At 74.6% G+C, this 21,613-nt stretch carries 23 protein-coding genes; 8 read left to right on the top strand and 15 right to left on the bottom strand.

Translation table 11 applies throughout. The annotated features are described in order from the left end of the window. Positions 1-60: 60 nt before the first annotated feature. Positions 61-921 carry a PAC2 family protein gene (locus ACJTNH_RS05995; RefSeq protein WP_458173580.1) on the top strand — a complete coding sequence of 287 codons (861 nt, stop codon included), beginning with the start codon at positions 61-63 and terminating at the stop codon, positions 919-921. A 276-nt stretch (positions 922-1,197) separates the two neighbouring features. Here ACJTNH_RS05995 and ACJTNH_RS05990 read toward each other — a convergent pair whose 3' ends face one another. The 7 genes from ACJTNH_RS05990 to ACJTNH_RS05960 form a co-directional block, all read right to left on the bottom strand. After that, a complete protein-coding gene (locus ACJTNH_RS05990) occupies positions 1,198-2,307 on the bottom strand; it encodes an HD domain-containing protein (RefSeq protein ID WP_458173578.1) in 1,110 nt (369 codons plus the stop codon). Then, positions 2,304-3,587, bottom strand: a complete 1,284-nt coding sequence (mshC, locus tag ACJTNH_RS05985) for a cysteine--1-D-myo-inosityl 2-amino-2-deoxy-alpha-D-glucopyranoside ligase (RefSeq protein WP_458173576.1) — start codon at positions 3,585-3,587, stop codon at positions 2,304-2,306. Before mshC ends, ACJTNH_RS05990 begins: the two co-directional genes overlap by 4 nt. Before the next feature lie 72 nt (positions 3,588-3,659). Continuing rightward, complete coding sequence (locus ACJTNH_RS05980; RefSeq protein ID WP_458173574.1) at positions 3,660-4,046, bottom strand: VOC family protein; 387 nt, start codon at positions 4,044-4,046, stop codon at positions 3,660-3,662. 234 nt (positions 4,047-4,280) lie between these two features. After that, positions 4,281-5,132: an SCO1664 family protein gene (locus tag ACJTNH_RS05975; protein WP_458173572.1), complete on the bottom strand. Its 852-nt coding sequence runs from the start codon at positions 5,130-5,132 to the stop codon at positions 4,281-4,283. A gap of 16 nt (positions 5,133-5,148) precedes the next feature. Then, entirely contained in the window at positions 5,149-5,700 is a 552-nt protein-coding gene (locus ACJTNH_RS05970; protein WP_222194953.1) for a DUF3090 family protein, read from the bottom strand. Between the two features lie 10 nt (positions 5,701-5,710). Beyond that, positions 5,711-6,412 (bottom strand): histidine phosphatase family protein, encoded by a 702-nt coding sequence (locus tag ACJTNH_RS05965; RefSeq protein ID WP_458173570.1) that lies wholly within the window; start codon positions 6,410-6,412, stop codon positions 5,711-5,713. A 106-nt stretch (positions 6,413-6,518) separates the two neighbouring features. Next, complete coding sequence (locus ACJTNH_RS05960; RefSeq protein ID WP_458173568.1) at positions 6,519-7,349, bottom strand: undecaprenyl-diphosphate phosphatase; 831 nt, start codon at positions 7,347-7,349, stop codon at positions 6,519-6,521. A gap of 161 nt (positions 7,350-7,510) precedes the next feature. Between ACJTNH_RS05960 and ACJTNH_RS05955 the strand changes: the two genes are divergently transcribed. The 3 genes from ACJTNH_RS05955 to ACJTNH_RS05945 are packed head-to-tail and all read left to right on the top strand — an operon-like array spanning position 7,511 to position 10,768. Continuing rightward, a complete protein-coding gene (locus ACJTNH_RS05955; protein WP_458173566.1) occupies positions 7,511-8,491 on the top strand; it encodes an aldo/keto reductase in 981 nt (326 codons plus the stop codon). Positions 8,492-8,495: 4 nt separating this feature from the next. Beyond that, positions 8,496-10,445, top strand: a complete 1,950-nt coding sequence (locus ACJTNH_RS05950) for an AAA family ATPase (protein WP_458173564.1) — start codon at positions 8,496-8,498, stop codon at positions 10,443-10,445. Between the two features lie 56 nt (positions 10,446-10,501). Continuing rightward, a complete protein-coding gene (locus ACJTNH_RS05945) occupies positions 10,502-10,768 on the top strand; it encodes a GlsB/YeaQ/YmgE family stress response membrane protein (protein ID WP_299951027.1) in 267 nt (88 codons plus the stop codon). Positions 10,769-10,861: 93 nt separating this feature from the next. Here ACJTNH_RS05945 and ACJTNH_RS05940 read toward each other — a convergent pair whose 3' ends face one another. Further along, the gene (locus tag ACJTNH_RS05940) at positions 10,862-11,662 is read right to left on the bottom strand and encodes a DUF2470 domain-containing protein (protein WP_458173562.1); all 801 of its coding nucleotides are present in this window, start codon (positions 11,660-11,662) and stop codon (positions 10,862-10,864) included. Positions 11,663-11,730: 68 nt separating this feature from the next. Between ACJTNH_RS05940 and rpsD the strand changes: the two genes are divergently transcribed. Beyond that, positions 11,731-12,336, top strand: coding sequence for a 30S ribosomal protein S4 (gene rpsD / locus ACJTNH_RS05935; protein ID WP_458173560.1), 606 nt, complete (start codon positions 11,731-11,733; stop codon positions 12,334-12,336). Here the strand turns inward: rpsD and ACJTNH_RS05930 are convergent. Genes ACJTNH_RS05930 through ACJTNH_RS05915 form a run of 4 tightly spaced genes read right to left on the bottom strand, consistent with a single transcriptional unit; the run spans position 12,324 to position 16,847 of the window. Beyond that, on the bottom strand, positions 12,324-12,854 hold the full coding sequence (locus ACJTNH_RS05930; protein ID WP_458173558.1) for a hypothetical protein: 531 nt from the start codon (positions 12,852-12,854) through the stop codon (positions 12,324-12,326). The genes rpsD and ACJTNH_RS05930 overlap by 13 nt on opposite strands. Further along, positions 12,851-13,354: a hypothetical protein gene (locus ACJTNH_RS05925; protein WP_458173556.1), complete on the bottom strand. Its 504-nt coding sequence runs from the start codon at positions 13,352-13,354 to the stop codon at positions 12,851-12,853. The genes ACJTNH_RS05930 and ACJTNH_RS05925 overlap by 4 nt, the downstream gene beginning before the upstream one ends. 35 nt (positions 13,355-13,389) lie before the next feature. After that, the gene (locus ACJTNH_RS05920) at positions 13,390-14,490 is read right to left on the bottom strand and encodes an acetate/propionate family kinase (RefSeq protein WP_458173554.1); all 1,101 of its coding nucleotides are present in this window, start codon (positions 14,488-14,490) and stop codon (positions 13,390-13,392) included. After that, positions 14,487-16,847 carry a phosphoketolase family protein gene (locus tag ACJTNH_RS05915; protein WP_458173552.1) on the bottom strand — a complete coding sequence of 787 codons (2,361 nt, stop codon included), beginning with the start codon at positions 16,845-16,847 and terminating at the stop codon, positions 14,487-14,489. Before ACJTNH_RS05915 ends, ACJTNH_RS05920 begins: the two co-directional genes overlap by 4 nt. Positions 16,848-16,928: 81 nt before the next feature. Between ACJTNH_RS05915 and ACJTNH_RS05910 the strand changes: the two genes are divergently transcribed. Then, complete coding sequence (locus tag ACJTNH_RS05910) at positions 16,929-17,933, top strand: YncE family protein (RefSeq protein ID WP_458173550.1); 1,005 nt, start codon at positions 16,929-16,931, stop codon at positions 17,931-17,933. 4 nt (positions 17,934-17,937) lie between these two features. Here ACJTNH_RS05910 and ACJTNH_RS05905 read toward each other — a convergent pair whose 3' ends face one another. Continuing rightward, entirely contained in the window at positions 17,938-18,189 is a 252-nt protein-coding gene (locus tag ACJTNH_RS05905; protein ID WP_458173548.1) for a hypothetical protein, read from the bottom strand. A 149-nt stretch (positions 18,190-18,338) separates the two neighbouring features. Between ACJTNH_RS05905 and ACJTNH_RS05900 the strand changes: the two genes are divergently transcribed. Next, positions 18,339-18,542: a DUF5703 family protein gene (locus tag ACJTNH_RS05900; RefSeq protein WP_222194965.1), complete on the top strand. Its 204-nt coding sequence runs from the start codon at positions 18,339-18,341 to the stop codon at positions 18,540-18,542. Between the two features lie 57 nt (positions 18,543-18,599). Here ACJTNH_RS05900 and ACJTNH_RS05895 read toward each other — a convergent pair whose 3' ends face one another. Continuing rightward, a complete protein-coding gene (locus tag ACJTNH_RS05895) occupies positions 18,600-19,556 on the bottom strand; it encodes an NADPH:quinone oxidoreductase family protein (protein WP_458173546.1) in 957 nt (318 codons plus the stop codon). A 147-nt stretch (positions 19,557-19,703) separates the two neighbouring features. Between ACJTNH_RS05895 and ACJTNH_RS05890 the strand changes: the two genes are divergently transcribed. Beyond that, positions 19,704-20,783 carry a PP2C family protein-serine/threonine phosphatase gene (locus ACJTNH_RS05890; RefSeq protein WP_458173544.1) on the top strand — a complete coding sequence of 360 codons (1,080 nt, stop codon included), beginning with the start codon at positions 19,704-19,706 and terminating at the stop codon, positions 20,781-20,783. A gap of 7 nt (positions 20,784-20,790) precedes the next feature. Here ACJTNH_RS05890 and ACJTNH_RS05885 read toward each other — a convergent pair whose 3' ends face one another. Then, entirely contained in the window at positions 20,791-21,606 is an 816-nt protein-coding gene (locus tag ACJTNH_RS05885; protein ID WP_458173542.1) for an SDR family oxidoreductase, read from the bottom strand. Positions 21,607-21,613 lie beyond the last annotated feature (7 nt).

The raw sequence follows: 21,613 nt of genomic DNA, 5'->3' as shown, positions 1-21,613 counted from the left end.
GCACCCCACCGGCCCCGCGGGCACCCGGGGTGGTCGGCGAGATCGACGTAGGCTCGAAGGGTGATCGATCCGAAGTCCACCGCAGACGACCTGCCCGAGCTGGACGACCCCGTGGTCGTGGTCGCGTTCGAGGGGTGGAACGACGCCGGGGACGCAGCGACCGGGGCCGTGGAGCACCTGGAGCTGAGCTGGGACGCCACCCCGCTGGCCGCACTGGACCCCGAGGACTACTACGACTTCCAGGTCAACCGACCCACCGTCTCCCTGATCGACGGCATCAGCCGCCGCATCGAGTGGCCCACCACCCGCCTGTCGGTGGCCAAGCCCGCCGGCAGCGACCGGCACGTGGTGCTCATCCGGGGCATCGAGCCGAACATGCGCTGGCGCACCTTCTGCGAGGAGCTGATCGAGCTGATCCAGGAGCTGGGCGCCACGACCGTCGTCGCGCTCGGCGCGCTGCTCGTCGACACCCCGCACACCCGGCCGACGCCGGTCACCGGCTCGGCCTACGACGCCGACTCGGCGGCGGCGTGGGGCCTGGAGACCTCCCGCTACGAGGGCCCCACCGGCATCCTCGGCGTCTTCGCCGACGCCTGCGTCCAGGCCGGGCTGCCGGCGGTGAGCTTCTGGGCGGCGGTGCCGCACTACGTCTCCCAGCCGCCCTCGCCCCGGGCCACCGTCGCGCTGCTGCAGCGGGTCGAGGAGGTGCTGGAGATGACCGTGCCGCTGGGCACGCTGCCGCAGCAGGCCGACGAGTGGGTGAAGACGGTCGACGAGATGGCCCAGGAGGACGACGAGGTCGTCGAGTACGTCCGCTCGCTGGAGGAGCGGCAGACCGCCACCGACCTGTCCCAGGCCAACGGCGACCAGATCGCCCGCGAGTTCGAGCGTTACCTGCGCCGCCGCGGCGGCGCGAGCTGACCTCGGCCCCGTCGCAGGGGCCCACCGCGAGCCTGCGAGTGGTGGGGGGCGACGGGGTCCTTCCGCTGCGCCGCCGCGGCAGCGCGAGCTGACCTCGCGGCCTCGCCGACATCGGTGAGGCGCCGACATCGGGCTGGTGGTCGTCATCCGTGACCGGAGACGACCACCAGCCCGTTCTGGCTCTCGACTGGAGTCGCGAGGCGTCGGCGGGCCAGTCGCCGACCGGCCGGCGACCATGATCAGCGCCTCCAGGGGCCGGCGGGCCCTGCCCTGGGGTCAGGGCGTGACGAGCAGCGGGCGCATCCGCACGGAGGCGGTGTCGTCGAAGAGCCGGTCGTGGGTGGCCAGGGCGAACCGGTCGGTCATGCCGGTGACGTAGTCGACCACCTGGGTGAGGACGTCGGCCTCGGTGTCGCGGTAGCTGGCCGGGATGAGCTCGGGGTGAACCAGGTGGTGGTCGACGAGCCGCCGGATGACGTCGATCGCCACGTGCTTCTGCCCGGCGGCGACCTCTGACCCGTACACCCGCTCGAACATGAAGGCCCGCAGCTCGTGCATCGCCTCCAGGGCGTCGGGGTCCATCCGCACCGACGGCGCCGGGCGCCCACCGGGGCCGGCGTGCCGGGCGTCGTCCATCGCCTGGCGGAACGAGCCGTCGACCACCGCCTCGATCATGGCACCGACCATCGCCCCACCGGGCGGGCCGAAGGTGGCCAGCGTGCGGGCCGGCAGGTCGCCCGGGCGCAGCACCCCGGCCCGGACGGCGTCCAGCGCGTCGTGGGACAGGTAGCCGATCCGGTCGGCGAACCGCACGCACTCGGCCTCGCGGGTCGCCGGGGGCGGGTCGATCTTCCAGCTGTGCGCCCGGACGCCGTCGCGCACCTCCCAGGTGAGGTTGAGGTCCTCGAGCACCTCGACGATGCGCACCCCCTGGGCGGCGTGGTGCCAGCCGCCCGCCACGTAGGGCTCCAGGGCGTCCTCGCCGATGTGCCCGAAGGGCGAGTGCCCGACGTCGTGGGCCAGCGCGATCGACTCGGCCAGCGTCTCGTGCAGGCCGAGCGCGCGGGCGAGGGAGCGGGCCACCTGGGTGACCTGCAGGGTGTGCGTGAGCCGGGTGACGAAGTGGTCGCCGTCGGGGTGCAGGAACACCTGGGTCTTGTGCTTGAGCCGGCGGAAGGCCTTGGCGTGCAGGATCCGGTCGCGGTCGAGCTCCCAGCAGGTGCGCAGCTCGTCCTCGGGCTCCGGGCGCGCCCGGCCCCGCGACTGCGCCGACCGGGCCGCGGCCGGGGCCAGCTGCGCCTCGGCGTCCTCCCGTGCCTGCCGGTCGATCCGGGAGAAGGCGGGCGGGTGCGCCAGCCACTCGTGACCCGTGCCGCCCCCGCTCACGGCGTCAGCGCGATCCCGAGCAGCGCGTCGACGAGGTCGGCGACGACGACGGGTGACTGCTCGTCCCAGTCGTCGCCGGCCTGCGCGACCGGGACGCCGCCTCCCGAGGCCGCCTCGGCGAGGCTGGCCGCGGCCCACGCGTCGACGGCGGCGAGGGCGCCGGGGGTGTCCAGGTCGTCGGCGAGGCGCTCACGCACCGCGGCGAGCACCGGGCCGGCCGGCGCGCCCAGGGGCAGGGCGGCGGCGCGGCGCCAGGTGTCGAGCCGGCGCACGGCCCGGTCGAGCAGGTCGGGCGTCCAGGCCCGGTCGGTGCGGTAGTGGCCGGAGAGCAGGGCCAGCCGGATCGCCATCGGGTCGACCCCGTCACCGCGCAGCCGGGAGACGAACACCAGGTTGCCCCGGCTCTTGCTCATCTTCTCGCCGTCCAGGCCGATCATCGCCGCGTGCACGTACGCCTGCGCGAACGGCTTGGTGCCGGTGAGCGCCTCGGCGTGCACGGCGGAGTACTCGTGGTGCGGGAAGACCAGGTCGCTGCCGCCGCCCTGGACGTCGAAGCCCATGCCGATGGTGTCCAGGGCGATGGCGGCGCACTCGATGTGCCACCCCGGGCGGCCGGCGACGCCCCGCGGGCCGGGCCAGGACGGCTCGCCGTCGCGGGCGCCGCGCCACAGCAGCGGGTCGAGCCGGTTGCGCTTGCCGGCCCGGTCGGGGTCGCCGCCGCGTTCGGCGGACAGCTGCAGCATGGTGGACTCGTCGTAGCCGGACTCCCCGCCGAAGCCGGGGGCCTGGGCGACGTCGTGGTAGACGTCGCCGGTGCCGTCGTCGAGCTGATAGGCCAGGCCGGCGTCCCAGAGCGACTCGACGTGCGCCACGATCCGCGGGATCGACTCGACCGCACCGACGTAGTCGTCCGGGGGCAGCACCCGCAGCGCCGTCATGTCCTCGCGGAACAGCGCCGTCTCGCGCATGCCGAGCACGATCCAGTCCTCGCCGTCGCGGTCGGCCCGCTCGAACAGCGGGTCGTCGACGTCGGTGACGTTCTGCACGAAGTGCACCGCGTGCCGCGCGTCCCGCCAGACCCGGTTGACCAGGTCGAAGGCGAGGTAGGTGGCGGCGTGGCCGAGGTGGGTGGCGTCGTAGGGGGTGATGCCGCAGACGTACATCCGGGCGGTGCGGCCCGGCTGCGTCTGGACGACCTCGCCGCGCGCGGTGTCGTACAGCCGCAGGGCGGGGCCGGACCCGGGCAGGGTCGGGAGCAGTGGAGCGGGCCAGGAGAGCACGGAGCGAGCCTAGATCCGGCCACCGACGGTCCGGCACGCCACCCGGTGCGACCGGGCTCGGTCGCCGGGTGGTCAGGGCCAGGTGGTGGCGTGCCGCTCGAACTCCTCGCCGGTCTGGATGCCGACCACGCAGAACAGCAGGCCGGCAGGGTCCTTCATCTGCCAGAAGCCGCCCATGTCGGCGATCCGCACCGCGCCCAGCTGCTCCAGCCGGGCGACCTCGGCGTGCACGTCGTCGGTCTCGATGTCGACGTGCCAGCGGGGCGGGGTGCCCTCACCGGTGCGCTGCACCTCGAGATGGAACCCGTCGGCGAACGAGCCGAGCGAGGACCAGTGGTCGTCGATCCCGTCGGGCTCGACCGGGTGCCCGGTGGCCCGGGACCAGAACTGCTGCCCCCGGTCGTGCAGGTGCGGCGGCAGGTCGATGAGCAGGATCGCCAGACGGCTCCGGTGCGGCACCCGGTCACCCTGTCAGCGCCCACCCGACCGCGGCAACGGTCGGGGCCCGCGGGCGAGTCGCACCGGGACCGGACCACCGCGGGTGACCGCCGGCTGGAAGGCGACGACAGCGCCGCGCCAGCGGCTCTCCGCGAAGGGGGGGCCGGAGGCTCCCGCGACCGATCGGAGGGAGCGGCTCAGCGGCGGCCGGGGACGGCCGTCGGCCGCGGTGTCATCCGGAGGATGACGACGTGCTCAGAACGGCGGCCAGGGCAGGGCCGGCCAGTCACCGCTGGGCTGGGGGTGCAGCTTGGTGCGCAGCAGCTCGGCGACCCGCTGCTGGGTGCGGCGGACCTCACGCCGGGTGAGGTGCTCGTGCAACTGCTCCCCCAGGTCGCCGCGCAGCTGCTCGTCCAACCGCTCCAGGACGGCCAGGTGCTCCAGCAGCAGCGGCTTGCCGGCCCAGCGCCACAGCAGGGTGCGCAGCTTGGGGTCGGCCGAGAAGCAGATGCCGTGGTCGACGCCGTACACGTGGCCGTCGGGCATCGGGATGATGTGGCCGCCCTTGCGGTCGGCGTTGTTGACCACCGCGTCGAAGACGGCCATCCGGCGCAGCCCGGGGTCGTCGCGGCGGACGAACTCGGTGAGGTCGACGGCCGGGTCGGCGTCCATCCAGAGCTGCACCATGCCGCTGCCGAACGGCCCGTCACGCAGCAGGGTCGGGGGGACGACCGACCAGCCGGTCGCCTCCGACACCAGGTGGGCGCTGATCTCCCGGCCGGCGAGGGTGCCGTCGGGGAAGTCCCACAGCGGCCGCTCCCCCGCCACCGGCTTGTAGACGCAGGTGCCGGCGAGGGTCTCCGTCCGGATGGCCCCGATGAGCGTGACGTTGCTGGCGTCGAGCAGCCGGCCCTCCAGGTCGAGCTCGCCCTCGCGCAGCAGGGTGGCGACCTCCTCGGCGCCGGCCGGCGCACACCGGTCACCGTGGTCGAAGGCGGCGAGGTCGAGGGTGCGGACGTCCTCGTCCCCGTCCTCGGGGTCGTACTCGTACTCGAGTCCGTCGGCGTCCTCGACCGGCTCCTCGCCCGGGCTCACGGGGGCGGTCATCGTGGCGACCCGGCGATCAGCGCCGGTAGCCGTTCTGCCGAGGGCACACGTGCCCGGCCGGGTCGAGCGGCAGGGAGCACAGCGGGCAGGACGGGCGGCCGGCGGCGATCACCCGGCGGGCACGGGCGACGAAGGCGCGGGCCGCGGCCGGGGTGATGGTCACCCGCAGCGCGTCGGGGCCCTCGTCGCTGTCGGAGAGGATCACGTCCTCCTCGATCGGCTCCTCGCCCGCGGCCACGGCCTCGACGACGACGGCGTCGGCCTCGCCGTCCCAGGCCAGGCCCATCGCGGCGACCCGGAACTCCTCGTCCACGGGCGCGGTGAGCGGGTCGAGGTCGTCGACGTCGGCATCGGGCGGGACGACGACGGAGGCCCGGCCGGCCACCTCGTCGAGCAGCTCGCTCATCCGGTCGGCCAGCACCTGGACCTGCGTCTTCTCCAGCGCCACGCTGATCGTGCGGCCGGCCTCGTCGGAGGCCTGCAGGTAGAAGGTGCGGTCGCCGGGCTGGCCCACCGTGCCGGCGACGAACCGGGTGGGACGGTCGAAGAGGAAGACCTGACGAGGCACGGCGATCAGGTTACGCGGCGCCGGAGCCCGCGCCGCCGCCGACGACCGCGTCGGAGGAGGCCTTCCGCCGACCGCGCTTCCTCTTCGGCGGGATGAGCGCCGCGACGTCGCCGCCGGTGTCGTTGACCCGGACGACGAAGGGCCGGGTGTCGGTGTAGCTGACCACCGAGATCGACGCCGGGTCGACGACGATGCGCTGGAAGGAGTCCAGGTGCATGCCGAACGCGTCGGCCAGCACGGCCTTGATCACGTCGCCGTGGCTGCAGGCCAGCCAGACGGCGTCCGGGCCGAGCCGGGCGTTCCACTCCCGGACGGCGGCGACCGCGCGGGCCTGGGTCTGGGCCAGCCCCTCGCCCTCGTCGCCGGGGAAGACCGCCGCCGAGGGGTGCTGCTGCACGACCTTCCAGAGCGGCTCCTTGGCCAGCTCCTTGATCGGCCGGCCGGTCCAGTCGCCGTAGCGGGCCTCACCGAGCCGGTCGTCGGTGCGCAGCTCCAGCTCCCGGCCGGCCACCACGGCACCGGCGGTCTGCTGGCAGCGCTCCAGCGGGCTGCTGACCACCGCGGCCAGCGGCACCGCGGCCAGCCGCTGGGCCACCGCCTGCACCTGCCCCTGACCGGTCTCGTCGAGCTGCACGCCGGGGGTCCAGCCGGCGAGCACGCCGGCGGTGTTGGCCGTCGTCCGGCCGTGCCTGAGCAGGATGACCGTCGTCATGGGGTGCTCCTCCTCGATCGGCCCGCGGCTGGGCCCGTGCTGGTGCGCGAGCTTATGGGCCCGTGCCGACAGCCGTCCGGGCCGGCGGAGCGGAGGGGCTCGGAGATCAGGTGGGGTCGAGGACGCCGGCGCCGACGAGCGCCAGCACCAGCAGGCCCAGCGCGATGCGGTAGACGACGAAGGGGGTGAAGCTGCCCCGGTCCAGGTACTGCAGCAGCCAGGCGATCACGGTCAGCCCCACGCCGAAGGCGATGACCGTCGCCAGGACGGTCGGGCCCCAGGCGATGGCCCGGCCCTCGGTGTCGCCGGAGAGCGCCTCGTAGGCCTGGAAGAACCCCGACCCCAGGACGGCGGGCACGGCGAGCAGGAACGAGTAGCGGGCGGCCGCGGCCCGCGAGTAGCCGAGGAAGAGGCCGGCGGTGATCGTGCCGCCGGACCGGGAGACGCCGGGGATCAGGGCCATCGCCTGGGCGAAGCCGAAGGCGATGCCGTGGCCCACCGTGAGGTCCTGGAGCTGGCGCTGCTTGCTGCCGATGCGGTCGGCCCAGAACAGGATCAGCGAGAAGACGATCAGGGCCACGGCGACGATGCGCAGGTCACGCAGCGTCGTCTCGATCGAGTCCTGGAACAGCAGCCCCAGGACGACGATCGGCAGGGTCCCGACGATGATCAGCCAGCCCATCCGCGCGTCGGGGTCGCCCTTCCGGCGGCCGACGAGCGACTGGCACCAGGCGACGACGATCCGCGCGATGTCCTTGCGGAAGTAGAGGAGGACGGCGGCCTCGGTGCCGATCTGGGTGATCGCGGTGAACGCCGCACCCGGGTCCTGCCACCCGAACGCCTCACCGACCACCCGCAGGTGGGCGCTGGAGGAGATCGGCAGGAACTCGGTCAGGCCCTGGACGAGCCCGAGGACGACGGCTTCGACCCATCCCATGGTCAGGCTCCCCGCTCGTCGGTCAGCGGGTGGGCAGGGCAGGTCGAGGGCTGTCGCACGACAGGCACCCTAGGTGGCGGGCCCGTCGAGGCCGGGGAGACCGCTCCGAGAGGTTCGTCGCTGCCGGGGCCCGTCGGTGGGCAACGGTAGGTTGACCCGTCGTGGAACAGCGGGCGCTCGGGCGCAGCGGGCTCGTGGTCTCCCGGCTCGGTCTGGGCACCATGACGTGGGGCCGGGACACCGACGAGGACGAGGCCGCGATGCAGCTCACGGCCTTCGTCGACGCCGGTGGCACGCTGGTCGACACCGCCGACGTCTACGCCGACGGCGAGAGCGAGCGCACCCTCGGGCGGCTGCTGGCCGACGTCGTCCCGCGCTCGGACGTGCTGGTCGCCACGAAGGCGGTGGGCCGCACCGCGCCCGGGCCGATGGGCCGCGGGGCGTCCCGGGGCCACCTGCTGGCGGCCCTCGACGCCTCCCTGGAGCGGCTGGGGCTGGACCACGTCGACCTCTGGCAGCTGCACGCCTGGGACGACGTGACGCCGATCGAGGAGACGCTGGCCGCGTGCGACACCGCGGTGGCCTCGGGTCGGGCACGCTACGTGGGGATCAGCAACTTCACCGGCTGGCAGACCGCGCAGGCGGTGACCTGGCAGCGGGCCTGGCCCGGCCGCACCCCGATCGTCAGCACGCAGGTGGAGTACTCGCTGCTGCAGCGCGGGATCGAGCGGGAGGTCGCCCCGGCGGCCGAGGCGCTCGGGCTGGGCATCCTGCCCTGGTCGCCGCTGGGGCGGGGGCTGCTGACCGGCAAGTACCGGCACAGCACGCCCACCGACTCGCGGGGCGCCTCGACGCAGTGGCAGGGGTTCATCGACGGGCTGCGCTCGGCCACCGCCGACCGGGTCGTGGAGGCGGTGATCACCGCCGCGCAGGGGCTGGGCACCACGCCGCTGGGCGTGGCGCTGGCCTGGCTGCGCGACCGCCCGTGCGTGGTCGCCCCGATCGTCGGGGCGCGTACCGCCCAGCAGCTGCAGGCCGCGCTGGACGCCGAGGGCGTCCGGTTGCCGCCGGCGATCACCACCGCGCTGGACGACGTGTCCGCGCCGCACTTCTCCTATCCCGAACAGCACCGTGAGCACTGATCAGATGAGCACCCCTGCCGCCACCGGTGACCCGGTCTTCGCCGCCTTCTGCACCGCCGGCCTGTGGCCCGGGCTGGGCAAGCGGACGGCGGCCGACCTGCCCGCCGCCGGCATCACCAGCCCGGACGACGTCACCGCCGACCGGCTGCTGAAGCTGCCCCGGGTGGGCCGCCAGCGGGCCGAGCGGCTGTTCAGCTCCTTCCTGGCCGCGGCCCCCACCTACGAGGTGGTCGAGCTGCTGGTGGGCGCCGGCCTGAACGCCCGGCTGGCGGTGAACTCCGCCGACGCACTCGGTCAGGACGCCGCCCGCCGGCTGCGCGACGACCCGTGGGCGCTGCTGAGCCTGTCCGGCGTGACGCTGTCCGACGCCGACCGGCTGGCGATCACCGTGCTGTCCGGCGCCGACCGGCAGGACTCGCGCCGCGGCCGGGCGATCGTCGGCCTCACGCTGCGCACCGCGACCCGCGACGGGCACACCGTGCTGCCGGCCGACCTGGTCGTCGCGGCCCTGCGGGCGGAGGGCATCGCCGACCCGGCGGCGGCGGTGGTGGCCGCGGTCGAGTCCGGTGAGGTGCTCGAGCACGAGCCGCCGGAACCGCCCTTCGACCCGGACGCCGAGGACGAGCCGGCCGAGCCCGACCCGGCGCTGCGGATGCTGTCGCTGGCCCGGTTCGGCATGGCCGAGGAGGCGGTGGCGGAGAACGTGCACCGGCTGGCGGCCACCAGCGGCCGGATCGCCGACCCGGCCTCGGTGCGCTCGGTGGCCAAGGGCCTGGACCCCGCACAGCAGGCGGCGGTCGCCCAGGTGCTCGGGGCGGGGATCTCCCTGCTGACCGGCGGCCCCGGCACCGGCAAGAGCCGCACGGTCGCCTCGCTGGTGGAGCTGCTGCAGGCCAAGGGCACCGAGGTGGCCCTCGCCGCGCCGACCGGCCGGGCGGCCAAGCGGCTGGAGGAGCTCACCGACCACCCTGCGGTCACCGTGCACCGGCTGCTCGGCGCCCAGGGCATGACCGGCGGCTTCGCCCGCAACGAGGAGTGGCCGCTGGACGCCGACGTGGTGGTGGTCGACGAGGCGTCGATGCTGGACGTCGAGCTGACCGCCGCGCTGCTGGAGGCCTGCCCCGACGGCACCCACCTGCTGCTCGTCGGCGACCCGGCGCAGCTGCCCTCGATCGGCCCGGGGCACGTGCTCGGCGACCTGATCGACTCCGGCGCGGTACCGGTCACCGAGCTGACCACGCTGCACCGGCAGGCCGCCGGTGGCGCGATCGCCCGGCTGGCCACCGGGGTGCGGGGCGGTGAGCTCGTGCACGTCGACTCCCCCGACCGCGAGGTGGTCATCGTGCCGGCCGTGGGCAGCGCCGAGGCGGCCAAGCGGGTGGTGCAGCTGGTCACCGACTCGATCCCCCGGGCGCTGGGCATCGACCCGTCGACGGTGCAGGTGGTCACCCCGGTGCACCGCGGCCCGGCCGGCACGATCGAGCTGAACAAGGCGCTCAAGGCGCGGTTGAACCCCGGCGACGGCGCGGTCTTCGGGTTCGACGTCGGTGACCGGGTGGTGGCCACCGCCAACCACCTGGACCTGGAACCGATCGGGTTCGCCAACGGCGAGGTCGGCGTGGTCACCGGCACCGGCGAGGGCTCGCTGACCGTCGACTTCAGCTCCGGGCCCGTGACGGTGACCGGCAACGCGCTGCCCGACCTGCGGCACGGTTGGGCGATCACGGTGCACCGGGCGCAGGGCTCCGAGTGGCCCGGGGTGGTCGTCGTCCTGCCGCCGGAGGCCGGCGGGATGCTCTCCCGTCCGCTGGTCTACACCGCGCTCACCCGGGCGCAGAAGCACCTGTCGATCGTGCACGCCAGCGGCGCGGCGCTGGCCCGCGCCGTGCGTGAGGTCGACGTCCGGCCCCGGCGCACCAGGCTCGCCACTCTGCTGGCCGAACTGGCTGAGTGACCACCCGATCAGGTGACCGGCGTTTGACCCGTTGATCTTGAGGGCACCCAGCTGCCATGGGCATCATCGGATTCCTCGTCTTCGGCCTGATCGTCGGCGCACTGGCGCGTCTCATCAAGCCGGGCAAGCAGAACCTCAGCATCCTGGCCACCCTCGCCCTCGGTGTCGTCGGCTCCCTGATCGGTGGCGTCGTCGCCACCGCGCTGGGCACCGGTGACTTCGGCGAGCTCAACATCATCGGCGCGATCGTCGCGATCGTCGCGGCCGTGCTCCTCATCGGCGTCGCCGAGGGCATGAGCGGCGGCCGTCGCAAGGTCCACTGACCTCGCGACTCACCCCGGAACACCTGCGCCCGCCCCGGGTGCCGACCACGCCGTCGGCGCCCGAGGCGGGCGCGTTCGCCTTCGGGGGTCGCCTCAGCTGCCTGGGCAGGCCTGCCGGGCCGCGCACATCAGCCGGTTGATCGCCGCCGCCAGCTCGTCGGGCCCGCTGACCGGCGCGGCGAAGGGCATGCGGACGTCACGGTGTCCGCGGCGGCCCTCGACCCGCAGCCGGAAGCCCCAGCGGTCCAGCCCGAGCGGCCGCACGACGCCCCCGTCGCCCAGCCACGCGCGCGGCACCCGGGAGGCCAGCAGGGCCAGTTCCTCGGGGTGCGCCTGGTCCAGGTGCTGCAGTGCGTGCGCCTCGACCTCGGCCAACGGGTCGGGCGCGGCGGCCAGGTAGTCCTCCGGGGTCAGCTCGGTGACGGTGCCGCACTCCCCCAGCATCACCTCCGCCAGGTCCAGTCGCAGCAGCGTGGCGCCGCGGCCGACGTCCAGCAGGGCGCCCACCGGGGCCACGTCGGCGAACGCCAGCGCGGCGGGCCGCAGGTCGGCCGGGAGCATCGGGGTCAACCACCCCGACAGCCAGACCTGAGCCCGCACCGGGTCGCGCAGCTCGACCGGTGCGTGGTCGGTGACCAGCAGCAGCGCGGCCAGGTCGCCGTCGGCGGAGCGCCGCACCGCGGTGGCGACGTCGCCGTCGGTGGGGACGACGACGAGCACCTGCCCGTCGGCCGTCGTGGCGTGCGCGAGGACCCGGCTGCCGTCGATGCCGGCCGCGCAGACGGCGGCTCCGGACCGGCCGGCCACGGTGCGGGCCCGTTCGGCCGGCGTCGGGCCCTGCCGCTGCGGTGAGCGCCCGGGCTGCCCGGGTGCGGGGCGGGTCGATCGCGTCATGCGTTCCTCCGTGGACGGCCGACCTGGCGTCGGGGGTAAGGTGAGCCTAACCGAACTCGGAGGCCCGTGTGAACCAGTCCCGTCCCAAGGCCCGGCGCTCGCGCGCGCTGGGCATCCCGCTCACCCCCAAGGACGTCCGCTATTTCGAGCGGCGCCCCTACCCGCCGGGTGAGCACGGCCGCAAGCGCAAGAACACCAGCGACTACAAGACCCGGTTGATGGAGAAGCAGCGGCTGCGCGCGCAGTACGACATCAGCGAGACCCAGCTGCGCTCTGCCTTCGACCGGGCCCGGCGCGCCGGGGGCAAGACCGGTGAGGAGCTGATCACCCACCAGCTCGAGGCCCGGCTGGACGCCACGGTGCTGCGCGCCGGCTTCGCCCGCACCATCTACCAGGCCCGGCAGACCGTCAGCCACCAGCACGTGACCGTCAACGGCAAGCGCGTCGACCGGCCCAGCTACCAGGTGCAGCCCTACGACGTCATCGAGATCGCCGAGAAGAGCAAGAGCAAGGTGCCCTTCCAGGTGGCCGCCTCAGGCGCGCACGCCGCGGCCCCGGGCTACCTGGACGTCCAGCTCGCGCAGCTGCGCTGCACCGTGCTCCGCCGCCCCCGGCGCGACGAGGTGCCGGTGATCTGCGAGGAGCAGCTGGTCGTGGAGCACTACTCCCGCTGATCCACCGCCGGTGGCGCCGCCCTCGGGGACACGGCGCCGCCGGTGGCCGGACCGGAGTTGCGGGTGATCGCCAGCTGCGGCGCACGGTGCCGGAGGTGCACGAAGGCGGCGAAACAGCCCCACTGCAGCAGGTTCAGCCAGTAGGGCGCGCTCCACTCGCCGCGCACCAGACCGACGACGCCCAGGCCGAGCAGCAGCAGGCCCCACGCCAGCACCAGCAGCACCAGCCCGCTGCGCAGCGCCGGGCGTCGGTGGGCGTCGCACGACGCCTCGGCCCAGTCGACGACGGCGGCCCGCAACCGCGGCTCGGTCAGCGCCCTGCCGGTGGTGACGGCCCGTTCCACATCGGCCTGCTCGGTGGTGCTCAACTCGTAGCGGAGCACGACGGCCCGCTGCCTCTTCCGGGCCTCGGAGTACTGCACGGCCTGCACGGTCCAGACAGGTCGGCGCGCCACCCACCACGCCAGCAGCGGCGATCCGATCAGGAGGAGCAACCCAACGGCGATCGCGACGGTCATGGCTGCACGGGCGTCTCGGACGGCGGCCCGCTGTTCAGCTCGATGGCCCGCCGTGTGGTGCGCCGCATCCAGATCGGGCTGACGAACGCCACCACCGCGGGCAGCAGCCCGAACCACGGGACGTCGGAGAGACCACCGAAGGCGAGGGCGAAGACGGCCCCGGCGACCAGGAGCACCGTCCAGACCACGAACAGCAGGGTCATCACCCGCTGCGCCCGCGTCCCGTTCTCCGGCCACAACTGGAGCTGGCCGAGCGTCGCTCCAGCCAGGTCGACCGCCGCCCGGCGCAGCCGCTCGTCGTCCAGCGCGGTGCCCTTGGACACGGCGTTCTGCACTTTCATCGCCTCGCTGGTGCTCAGCCGGTGGGAGCGCACGAAGTCACCCCACGGATCGGGGCCGCGGCCGGGCGTGAGCCGGTTCCAGAAGCGCCGGCCGCCGACCCACCAGGCCAGCAGCGGCAGGCCGACCAGGATCAGCACGATGATCACTCCGGCGGTCACGATCGATGATCATCGGGCACCGCCGCCGATCGCGCTCAGCGGGCGATCAGCCGGCGCACCTCCGCGGCGATCTGCCGTTCCTCCTCCGGGTGCACCAGCACCACCGGTACCTGCGCCCCGATCGGGCTGACCACCGCGTCGACGTCCTGCGCCGTCGACAGCCCCTCCCGCAGCCCGAGCACCGGCAGGCCGGCGGCCACCGCCTCACGCACCTCGGGCTGGTCGGCGCCGATCTCACCGGTGAAGACGACGGCGTCCAGCCGGTCCAGCGAGGCGGCAGCCACGGCGACCTCCTGGCGCAGCCGCAGGGCGAAGACGTCCAGCGCCAGCTGCGCGTCGGCGTTGCCGTCGGAAGCGGCGGCCACCAGGTCGCGCGTGTCGCCGCCCAGCCCGCCGGAGAGCGCGGTGAGCCCGGACTCGTGCTCCAGGGCGTCGGAGACGTCGGTCGCGGAGAGCCCGTGCCGGGTCTGCAGCCAGGTGATCATCCCGGGGTCGACGGTGCCGCTGCGGGTCACCATGACCAGGCCCTCCAGCGGGGTGAAGCCCATCGACGTCCACACGCTGCGCCCGCCGGCCACCGCGCACACCGACGCGCCGCTGCCCAGGTGGCAGGCGACCAGCTGCAGGTCGGCGACGTCCCGGCCCAGCAGTTCGGCGGCCCGCGGCACCGCCCAGGCGTAGGAGAGGCCGTGGAAGCCGTACCGGCGGACGCCGAGCTCCTCCCGCCACCGCGCCGGGACGGCGTAGGTGCGGGCTGCCTCGGGCAGGCCGGCGTGGAAGACGGTGTCGAGGCAGGCGATCTGCGGCACGTCGGGCAGCCGCTCCCGGCAGCGGTCCAGCGCGGCCAGCGCCGGGGGGACGTGCAGCGGCGCGAGGTCGGCGGCGGCGTCCAGCGCGGCCCGGACGTCGTCGTCCACCAGGGCGTGGTCGCTGAGCCGGTCGCCGCCGTGCACGACCCGGTGGCCGACCGCCGTGACGTCGTCGGCCTCGTCGAGCGCCCGGTCCAGCAGCTCGGCGGCCTCGGTGGAGTCCGGTGGTGCGTCGACGGTCCAGCTGCCGAGGTCGTCGTCGTCCGGGCCGAGCAGCCGCAGCTTGAGGCTGTGGCCGCCGGCGTTGACCACCAGCACGGTGCTCATGTCCAGCTCCAGTCGGTGATCCAGTCGGGGTCGACCCCGGTGCGGCGCAGCTCGGCCCGGACGTCGTCCCGTTCCCGGGCGTAGGCGACCGCCAGCTCGCCGCCGGTGGTCGACCAGCCGGTCGCCCAGCGCAGCGCGGCGATCGCCAGGTCGTGCCGGCTCACCCCGTTGCTGGCCAGCAGCTCGTAGGGGGTGGTCGTGGTGCCCTCCTCGACGTACCCCTGCACGTGGAAGCGGTCCGGTCGCGGCCGGCCGTGCAGGCACTCGTGCACCGCCGACGGGTAGCCGTGGAAGTCGAACACCACCGGGGTGTCGACGCCGAACAGGGCGGCGAACTCCTCGTCGGTCATGCCGTGCGGGTGCCGGTCGGCCGGGGTCAGGGAGAGCAGGTCGACGACGTTGACCACCCGCACCCGCAGGTCGGGGGCGTCGCGGCGGAGCATCCAGGCCGCGGCCAGGGTCTCCACGGTGGGGATGTTGCCGGCGCAGGCCAGGACGACGTCGGGGTCGCGGCCGCCGTCGGTGGAGGCCCAGTCCCACACCGAGGCGCCCGCCCGCACGTGCGCCTCGGCCTGCTCCAGGGTCAGCCACTGCACCGCCGGCTGCTTGCCGGCCACCACCACGTTGATCCGGTCGGTGGTCTGCAGGCAGTGCCGCATGATGACCAGCAGGCTGTTGGCGTCCGGCGGGAGGTACACCCGGGCGACCGAGGCCTTCTTGGTCAGCACGTTGTTGATGAAGCCGGGGCCCTGGTGGCTGTACCCGTTGTGCTCCTGCCGCCAGCCCTCGCTGGTGAGCAGGTAGTTCAGCGAGGCCACCGGCTCCCGCCAGCGCACCTCGGCAGCCATCTTCAGGAACTTGGCGTACTGGTTCACCATCCCGTCGACGATGGAGACGAACGCCTCATAGCAGGGGAACAGGCCGTGCCGGCCGGTGAGCAGGTAGCCCTGCAGCCAGCCCTGGCAGTCGTGCTCGGAGAGCACCTCCATCACCCGGCCGTCCGGCGCCAGGTGCTCGGCGTAGCCCTCGACCGGCCACTGGTACGCCCGGTCGGTCACCTCCAGCACCGCCTCGAGCTTGTTGGACTCCAGCTCGTCGGGGCAGACGATGCGGAAGTCCCGGCGGGCCTCGCTGCGCCGGAACACCTCGGCCAGCCACGGGCCCAGCGCCGGCGTGGCACCGGCCGCGCCCTGCCCCGGGGTGGGGACGTCGACGGCGAACGGGGCGAGATCGGGCAGGTCCAGCGGCTGCCGCAGCCGGCCGCCGTTGGTGCCGGGGTGCGCGCCCAGCCGCAGGTCGCCCCGCGGGCAGACGGCCAGCACGTCGTCCGCGGGGCACCCGGCGTCGTCGAACAGCTCCTCGGGCCGGTAGGAGCGCAGCCATGCCTCCAGCGCGGCGAGCTGCTCCGGGTCGTCGTGCACCTTCGCCAGCGGCACCTGGTGGGCGTGGAAGGTGCCCTCCACCGGGGAGCCGGCCACCTCCCCCGGGGCACCCCAGCCCTTGCGGCTGCGCAGCACGATCATCGGCCAGACCGGCCGGTCGGGGCGGTCGCCGGCGCGGGCCCGCTCCTGCAGCGCCCGGATGTCGGCGTGCGCGGCGTCCAGCGCGTCGGCCAGGACGGCGTCCGGGTCGTGCTCGCTGCTGCCGTAGGGCTCCCGGACGTCGACGATCCGCGGTGACCAGCCGTAGCCGCGGTACAGGTCGAGCAGCTCTGCGTCGCTCATCGTGCCCGACTGGGTGGGCGAGGCGATCTTGTAGCCGTTGACGTGCAGCACCGGCAGCACCGCGCCGCAGGTCACCGGGTCCAGGTACTTGGTGGAGTGCCAGGCGCCGGCGGTCGGGCCGGTCTCGGCCTCGCCGTCGCCGACGATGCAGGCGACCAGCCGGTCCGGGGCGTCCAGCGCGGCGCCGAACGCGGTGGCCAGCGCGTAGCCCAGCTCACCGCCCTCGTGCACGACGCCGGGCACCTCGGGTGAGAGGTGGCTGGGGAACCCGCCGGGCCAGGAGAACCGGCGGACCAGCTCGGTGAGCCCGGCCTCGTCCCGGGAGAGCTCCGGGTCCAGGTCGCCGTGCGTGCCCTCCAGCCACAGGTTGGCGTGGTTGGCCGGGGCGCCGTGCCCCGGACCGGTGACCAGCATGGTCTGCGCCCCGGTGCGCTGCACCAGCCGGTTCAGGCCCGCGTAGACGAACGTGATGCCTGGGCAGGTGCCCCAGTGGCCGAGCAGCCGGGGCTTGAGGTGCTCCACCCGCAGCGGCTCGCGGAGCAGCACGTTGTCCTGCAGGAAGATCATCGCGGCGGCGAGGTAGTCAGCGCTGCGGCGGTAGCGGCGCAGCTGGTCCGTGGTCAGGTCCGGCACCCCCGCCCCCTACCCGGTCCCCCGGGACTTGCACGCCGTCGGCGGGGGGCGCGATCGCCGATCGCGGCGGACCATCGGGTCATGCGACGACGCCGTGCCACCGCCGTCCTGCTCCTCACGCTGCTGACCGGCCTGGCCGGGTGCTCGGGCGCCGACGAGGGCGGTGACCCGGCCGAGGAGCAGCCGGGAGCCGCCGAGCCGGCCGACTCCCCCGAGCTGACCGCCGATCCGGCCGGCACCGTCGTCCCGCTGGACCCCGATGCCGAGGGCATGGCCTTCGACCCGGTCACCGAGCTGCTGGCGGTGGCCGTCCGCGACCCGAACCGGCTGCTGCTGGTGGACCGGGACGGCGCGACGGTGCGCGAGGTGCCGCTGCCCGGCCACGCCCGGCACCTGCAGCTGGCCGCGCCCGGCGGCCCGGTGCTCGTACCGGCGGAGGACTCCAACACCCTGGTCGAGGTCGCCCTGCCCGGCGGGGAGGTCAGCGAGACCGCGGTCGGGGACTACCCGCACGACGCCGTCCAGCTGGCCGGCGGGCAGGTGCTGGTCGCCGATGAGATGGGCGGCACCATGTCGGTGGTCACCGACGGCGAGGTGACCCAGCGGTTCGACAGCCAGACGCAGCCCGGCGGGGTCGCCGCGGTGGGCGACACCGCCGGGGTCGTCGACGTGGGCGCGTTCACGCTCACGACCTACGACGTGGCCGCCGGGGACCTGGTGGACGTGGTGGACGCCGGTGCGGGGCCGACGCACCTGGTCGCGGACGCGCAGGAACGGTTCCTGGTGGCCGACACCCGCGGGGACGCCGTGCTGACCTACACCGCCGACCCGCTGCGGCAGACCGGGACCTTCCCGCTGGCGGGCACGCCCTACGGCCTGGCCGTCGACCCCACTGCCCAGGTGCTGTGGGTGACGCTCACCGCCACCAACGAGCTCGTCGGGCTGTCCACCGCAGGTCCGGAGCTGTCCGAGGTGGCCCGGTTCGCCACCGTGCGGCAGCCGAACACGGTCGCCGTCGACCCCCTGACCGGCCGGGTGTTCGTCGGCAGCCGGGCCACCGGTGAGCTGCAGCTCATCGACCCCTGAGCCCTCAGCCGCGGACGTCGTCCTCGTCGTCGGGCACCGCGGTCTGCTGCTCGAGCACGTCGTACTCGTCGGCCTCGGGGGCGCTGCGCCACGTGCTCGTGCCGCCGGGGGTCGCGGTGAGCTGCTGCTCGATGGCGTCGGCCTCCGGGACGTCGTCGGCGGGGGTGGTCACCTCGTCGGCGAGCTCGGGGCCGCTCGGCGACGCGGTCGCCCGCTGCTCCAGACGGTCGGCGTCGGTGGCCTCCGGGTCGGTCACGGCGCGCTCCTCTCGGTCGATGGGCCGGGCGGGTGGCCCGGCGTGCGCCGTCCTCCCCTGCCCCGGTGGCCCGGCGGCGACACCCCAGCTGGCGACCTGGTGGTGACCACCACATGACCGGGACGCGTCCGGCGGGCACAATCGGGCGGGTGTCAGCAGCCGGCGAGTACGAGTACGCCCCGCTGCGCATCCCCGCGGGCACCTCACGCTCGGCGGCTGCGCAGCTGATGAGCATGCAGTCCGACACCGGCGGCTGGGAGCTGGCCCGCCTCCAGCTGCACGCCGACGGCACCCGCAAGATCATCATGCGCCGGCGGATGCGGCTGTCCTACCTCCCCCGCCCCATGGTCTGAGGGCCCCGTCGCCTCCCACCACTCGCGGGCTCGCGGCGGGGCCCTACGACGGGGCCGTCAGGGGGTGAGGACGACCTTGCCGACGGTGCTGCGGTCGGCGATCGCCGCCATCGCCTGCGGCAGCTCGGTCAGCGGCATCGACGCGCCGACCAGCGGATCGATCGCGCCGGCGGCGAACAGCCGGCACAGCTCCTCGTGCACCGCGCCGATCCGCGCGGGGTCGTGCTTGCGGTACAGCCCCCAGTGCAGCCCGACGATGCTGTAGTTCTTGACCAGCGCGTGGTTCACCGGCGCCTGCGGGATGGTGCCGCTGGTGAAGCCGACGACCACCAGCCGGCCCTCGAAGGCGATGCACTTGCGCGACTTGTCGAACACCTCGCCGCCGACCGGGTCGTAGACGACGTCGGCACCGTGCCCGCCGGTGATCTCCTTGACCAGGGGCACGAAGTCCTCGGCGGTGTAGTCGATGACGTGGTCGGCGCCGAGCGAGCGGCAGACCTCGGTCTTGCGCTGCCCGCCGGCGGTGGCGATCACCTTCGCCCCGGCGGCCTTGCCGAGCTGGATCGCCGCCGTGCCGACGCCGCCGGCACCGGCGTGCACCAGCAGCCACTCCCCCGGCTGCAGCGCCGCCCGGCGGTGCAGGCCGACGTAGCCGGTCTGGTAGGTCAGGTACAGGGAGGCCGCCTGCTCGTCGGACATCGCGTCGGGCACCGGCCACGCCGCGGCGGCGTCCATCAGCGCGTACTCGGCGAAGGCACCGGGCCCACCGGCCGGTGACCCGAGCACCCGCTGCCCGGTGCCGACCACCTCGCCGCACAGCTCGACCCCCGGGGTGAAGGGCAGCGGTGGCTTCTCCTGGTACATGCCCATGGTCATCAGCACGTCGGGGAAGTTCAGCCCGGCCGCCCGCACCCGGACCAGCAGCTGGCCCTCTCCCGGTGTCGGCTGGTCGACCTCGTCGAGGGACATGACCTCGGCCGGGTCGCCGAGGGAGTGGACTCGCCATGCACGCATGCCCCGACACTGCCAGAACCCCGCGTGACGCGGGTCACCAGGGTGTGGCGGTTCCCCGGCGTCGCGCGGCCGGGCCGTTAGGCTGCTGACGATCTCTGATGATCATGGGCGTGTGGCGCGGGGCCGCACGGACGGGAAGGGCGCTCGGTGAACCGGCGGCTGCGCACGCGGCACCTGCTCCCCCTCGGGGTCCTGGTGCTGTTCAGCCTGCTGAACCTGGTCAGCGAGCCCGGCCAGGTGGTCGTCGGGCTGCTGGCCATGGCACCGCTGGTCGCAGCGACCGTGCTGGGCCGGCGGGCCACCGCCGCCTACGGGGTCGCCGCCCTCCTGCTGGCCGTCTTCTTCGGGTTCTACGGCGACCAGTACTCCGCCGGCACGGTGGTCGCCCAGTCCATCCGGCTGATGGGCGTCGCCCTCGGCGGGGTGCTCGCCCTGTTCGCCTGCACGCTCCGGCTGCGCCGGGAGGAGGTGCTCACCCGGCTCAGCGCCGAGGCGGCGATGGCCCGCGGCGCGGTCCAGGTCGCCGAGACCCTGCAGCGCAGCCTGCTCACCGACCCACCGGCCGTGCCCGGCCTGGCCATCGCGGTCCGCTACCTGCCCGCTGTCCAGCACGCCCAGGTCGGCGGTGACTGGTACGACGCCTTCCCGGTGCCAGGCGGCTCGACGATGCTGGTCATCGGCGACGTCGCCGGCCACGACGTGGCCGCGGCCGCGACGATGGCGCAGGCCCGCGGTGTGCTGCGCGGGATCGGGACGACGGTGGCCGGCTCGCCCGCGCTGGTGCTCGGGGCGCTGGACCGGGCGATGGCCCAGCTGCAGGTGCACACCCTCATCACCGCGGCGGTGGCCACGGTGCACCCGCCCACCGCCGAGAGCGGGCCCCGGCTGGACTGGTCGAACGCCGGTCACCCGCCGCCGGTGCTGCTCTCCGCCGACGGCCGGGTGCAGCTGCTGGACCGCACGCCGGACCTGCTGCTGGGCGTCGCCGCCGGCGTCCAGCGGGCCGAGCACCACCTGACGCTCGCCCACGGGGACACGCTGGTGCTCTACACCGACGGCCTGGTCGAGCGCCGGGGGGTGCCGCTGGACGCCGGCACGAGCTGGCTCACCGAGCGACTGGCCGGGCTGGCCGGCCTGCCGCTGGAGGAGCTGTGCGACGAGCTGATCGCCGGGATGTCCGGCCGGCTGGACGACGACGTCGCGGTGCTCGCCGTCCGGGTCTGCTGACCCTCCCTCAGCGCAGCGACGGCGGGATCAGCGCCTCCGGGACGACGGCGGTCTCCCCGCTCGCCGTCCGGGCCGCCGGCACGCCCTTGAACCGGTACGGCACCGCCCCGACGCCGGGCTGGACGACGTAGGCCGCACCCGGCTCCGCCCCGGCCCAGGCGGCCTCCATGGCCTGGGCCACCTCGTCGGCGGAGAGCACCGGGAAGTCGGCGGCGGCGAACTCGTCGCGCAGCGGGTCGATGATCGCGGTGTCGGCGAACCCGGGGCAGATCGCGGAGATGGTGATCCGCTCGCCCACCAGGCGGGGTGCCATCGACCGGACGAAGGCGATCGCCCCACCCTTGGCGACGCTGTAGCCGGGGTCGGTGGCCACCGGGGCGAGGCCGGCCAGCGAGGCGGTGACCACGATCGACCCGCCGCCGGCCCGGCGCAGCGCCGGGAGGGCGGCCTCCGCGCCGTAGACGACGCCGAAGAGGTCGACGTCCACGACGTGCAGGAACTCGTCGACGTCGAGGGCGTCGCGGCTCTTCCCGGCGATGCCGGCGTTGAGGAAGGCGGCGTCCAGCCGGCCGTGCTCGGCCTCCACCTGCGCGACCACGGCCGCGTTGGCGGCCCGGTCGGTCACGTCGAGGGGCACGAAGTGGGCACCGAGGTCGGTGGCGGTCTGCCGGGCGCGCTCGCCGTCCAGGTCGGCCAGGACGACGGTCACCTCCCGGGCGCGGAGCCGGGCGGCCAGCGCACGGCCGAAGCCGCCGGTGCCCCCGGTGATCAGGGCGACGTCGCCGGGGCGGGGGGATCCGGGAGCAGCAGTGGTCTCGGTCACCCGCTGA

It is taken from the genome of Modestobacter lacusdianchii, from assembly GCF_054177765.1.
Note: the sequence above shows the minus strand (reverse complement) of the source record. Positions and strands in the feature narration are given on the sequence as shown.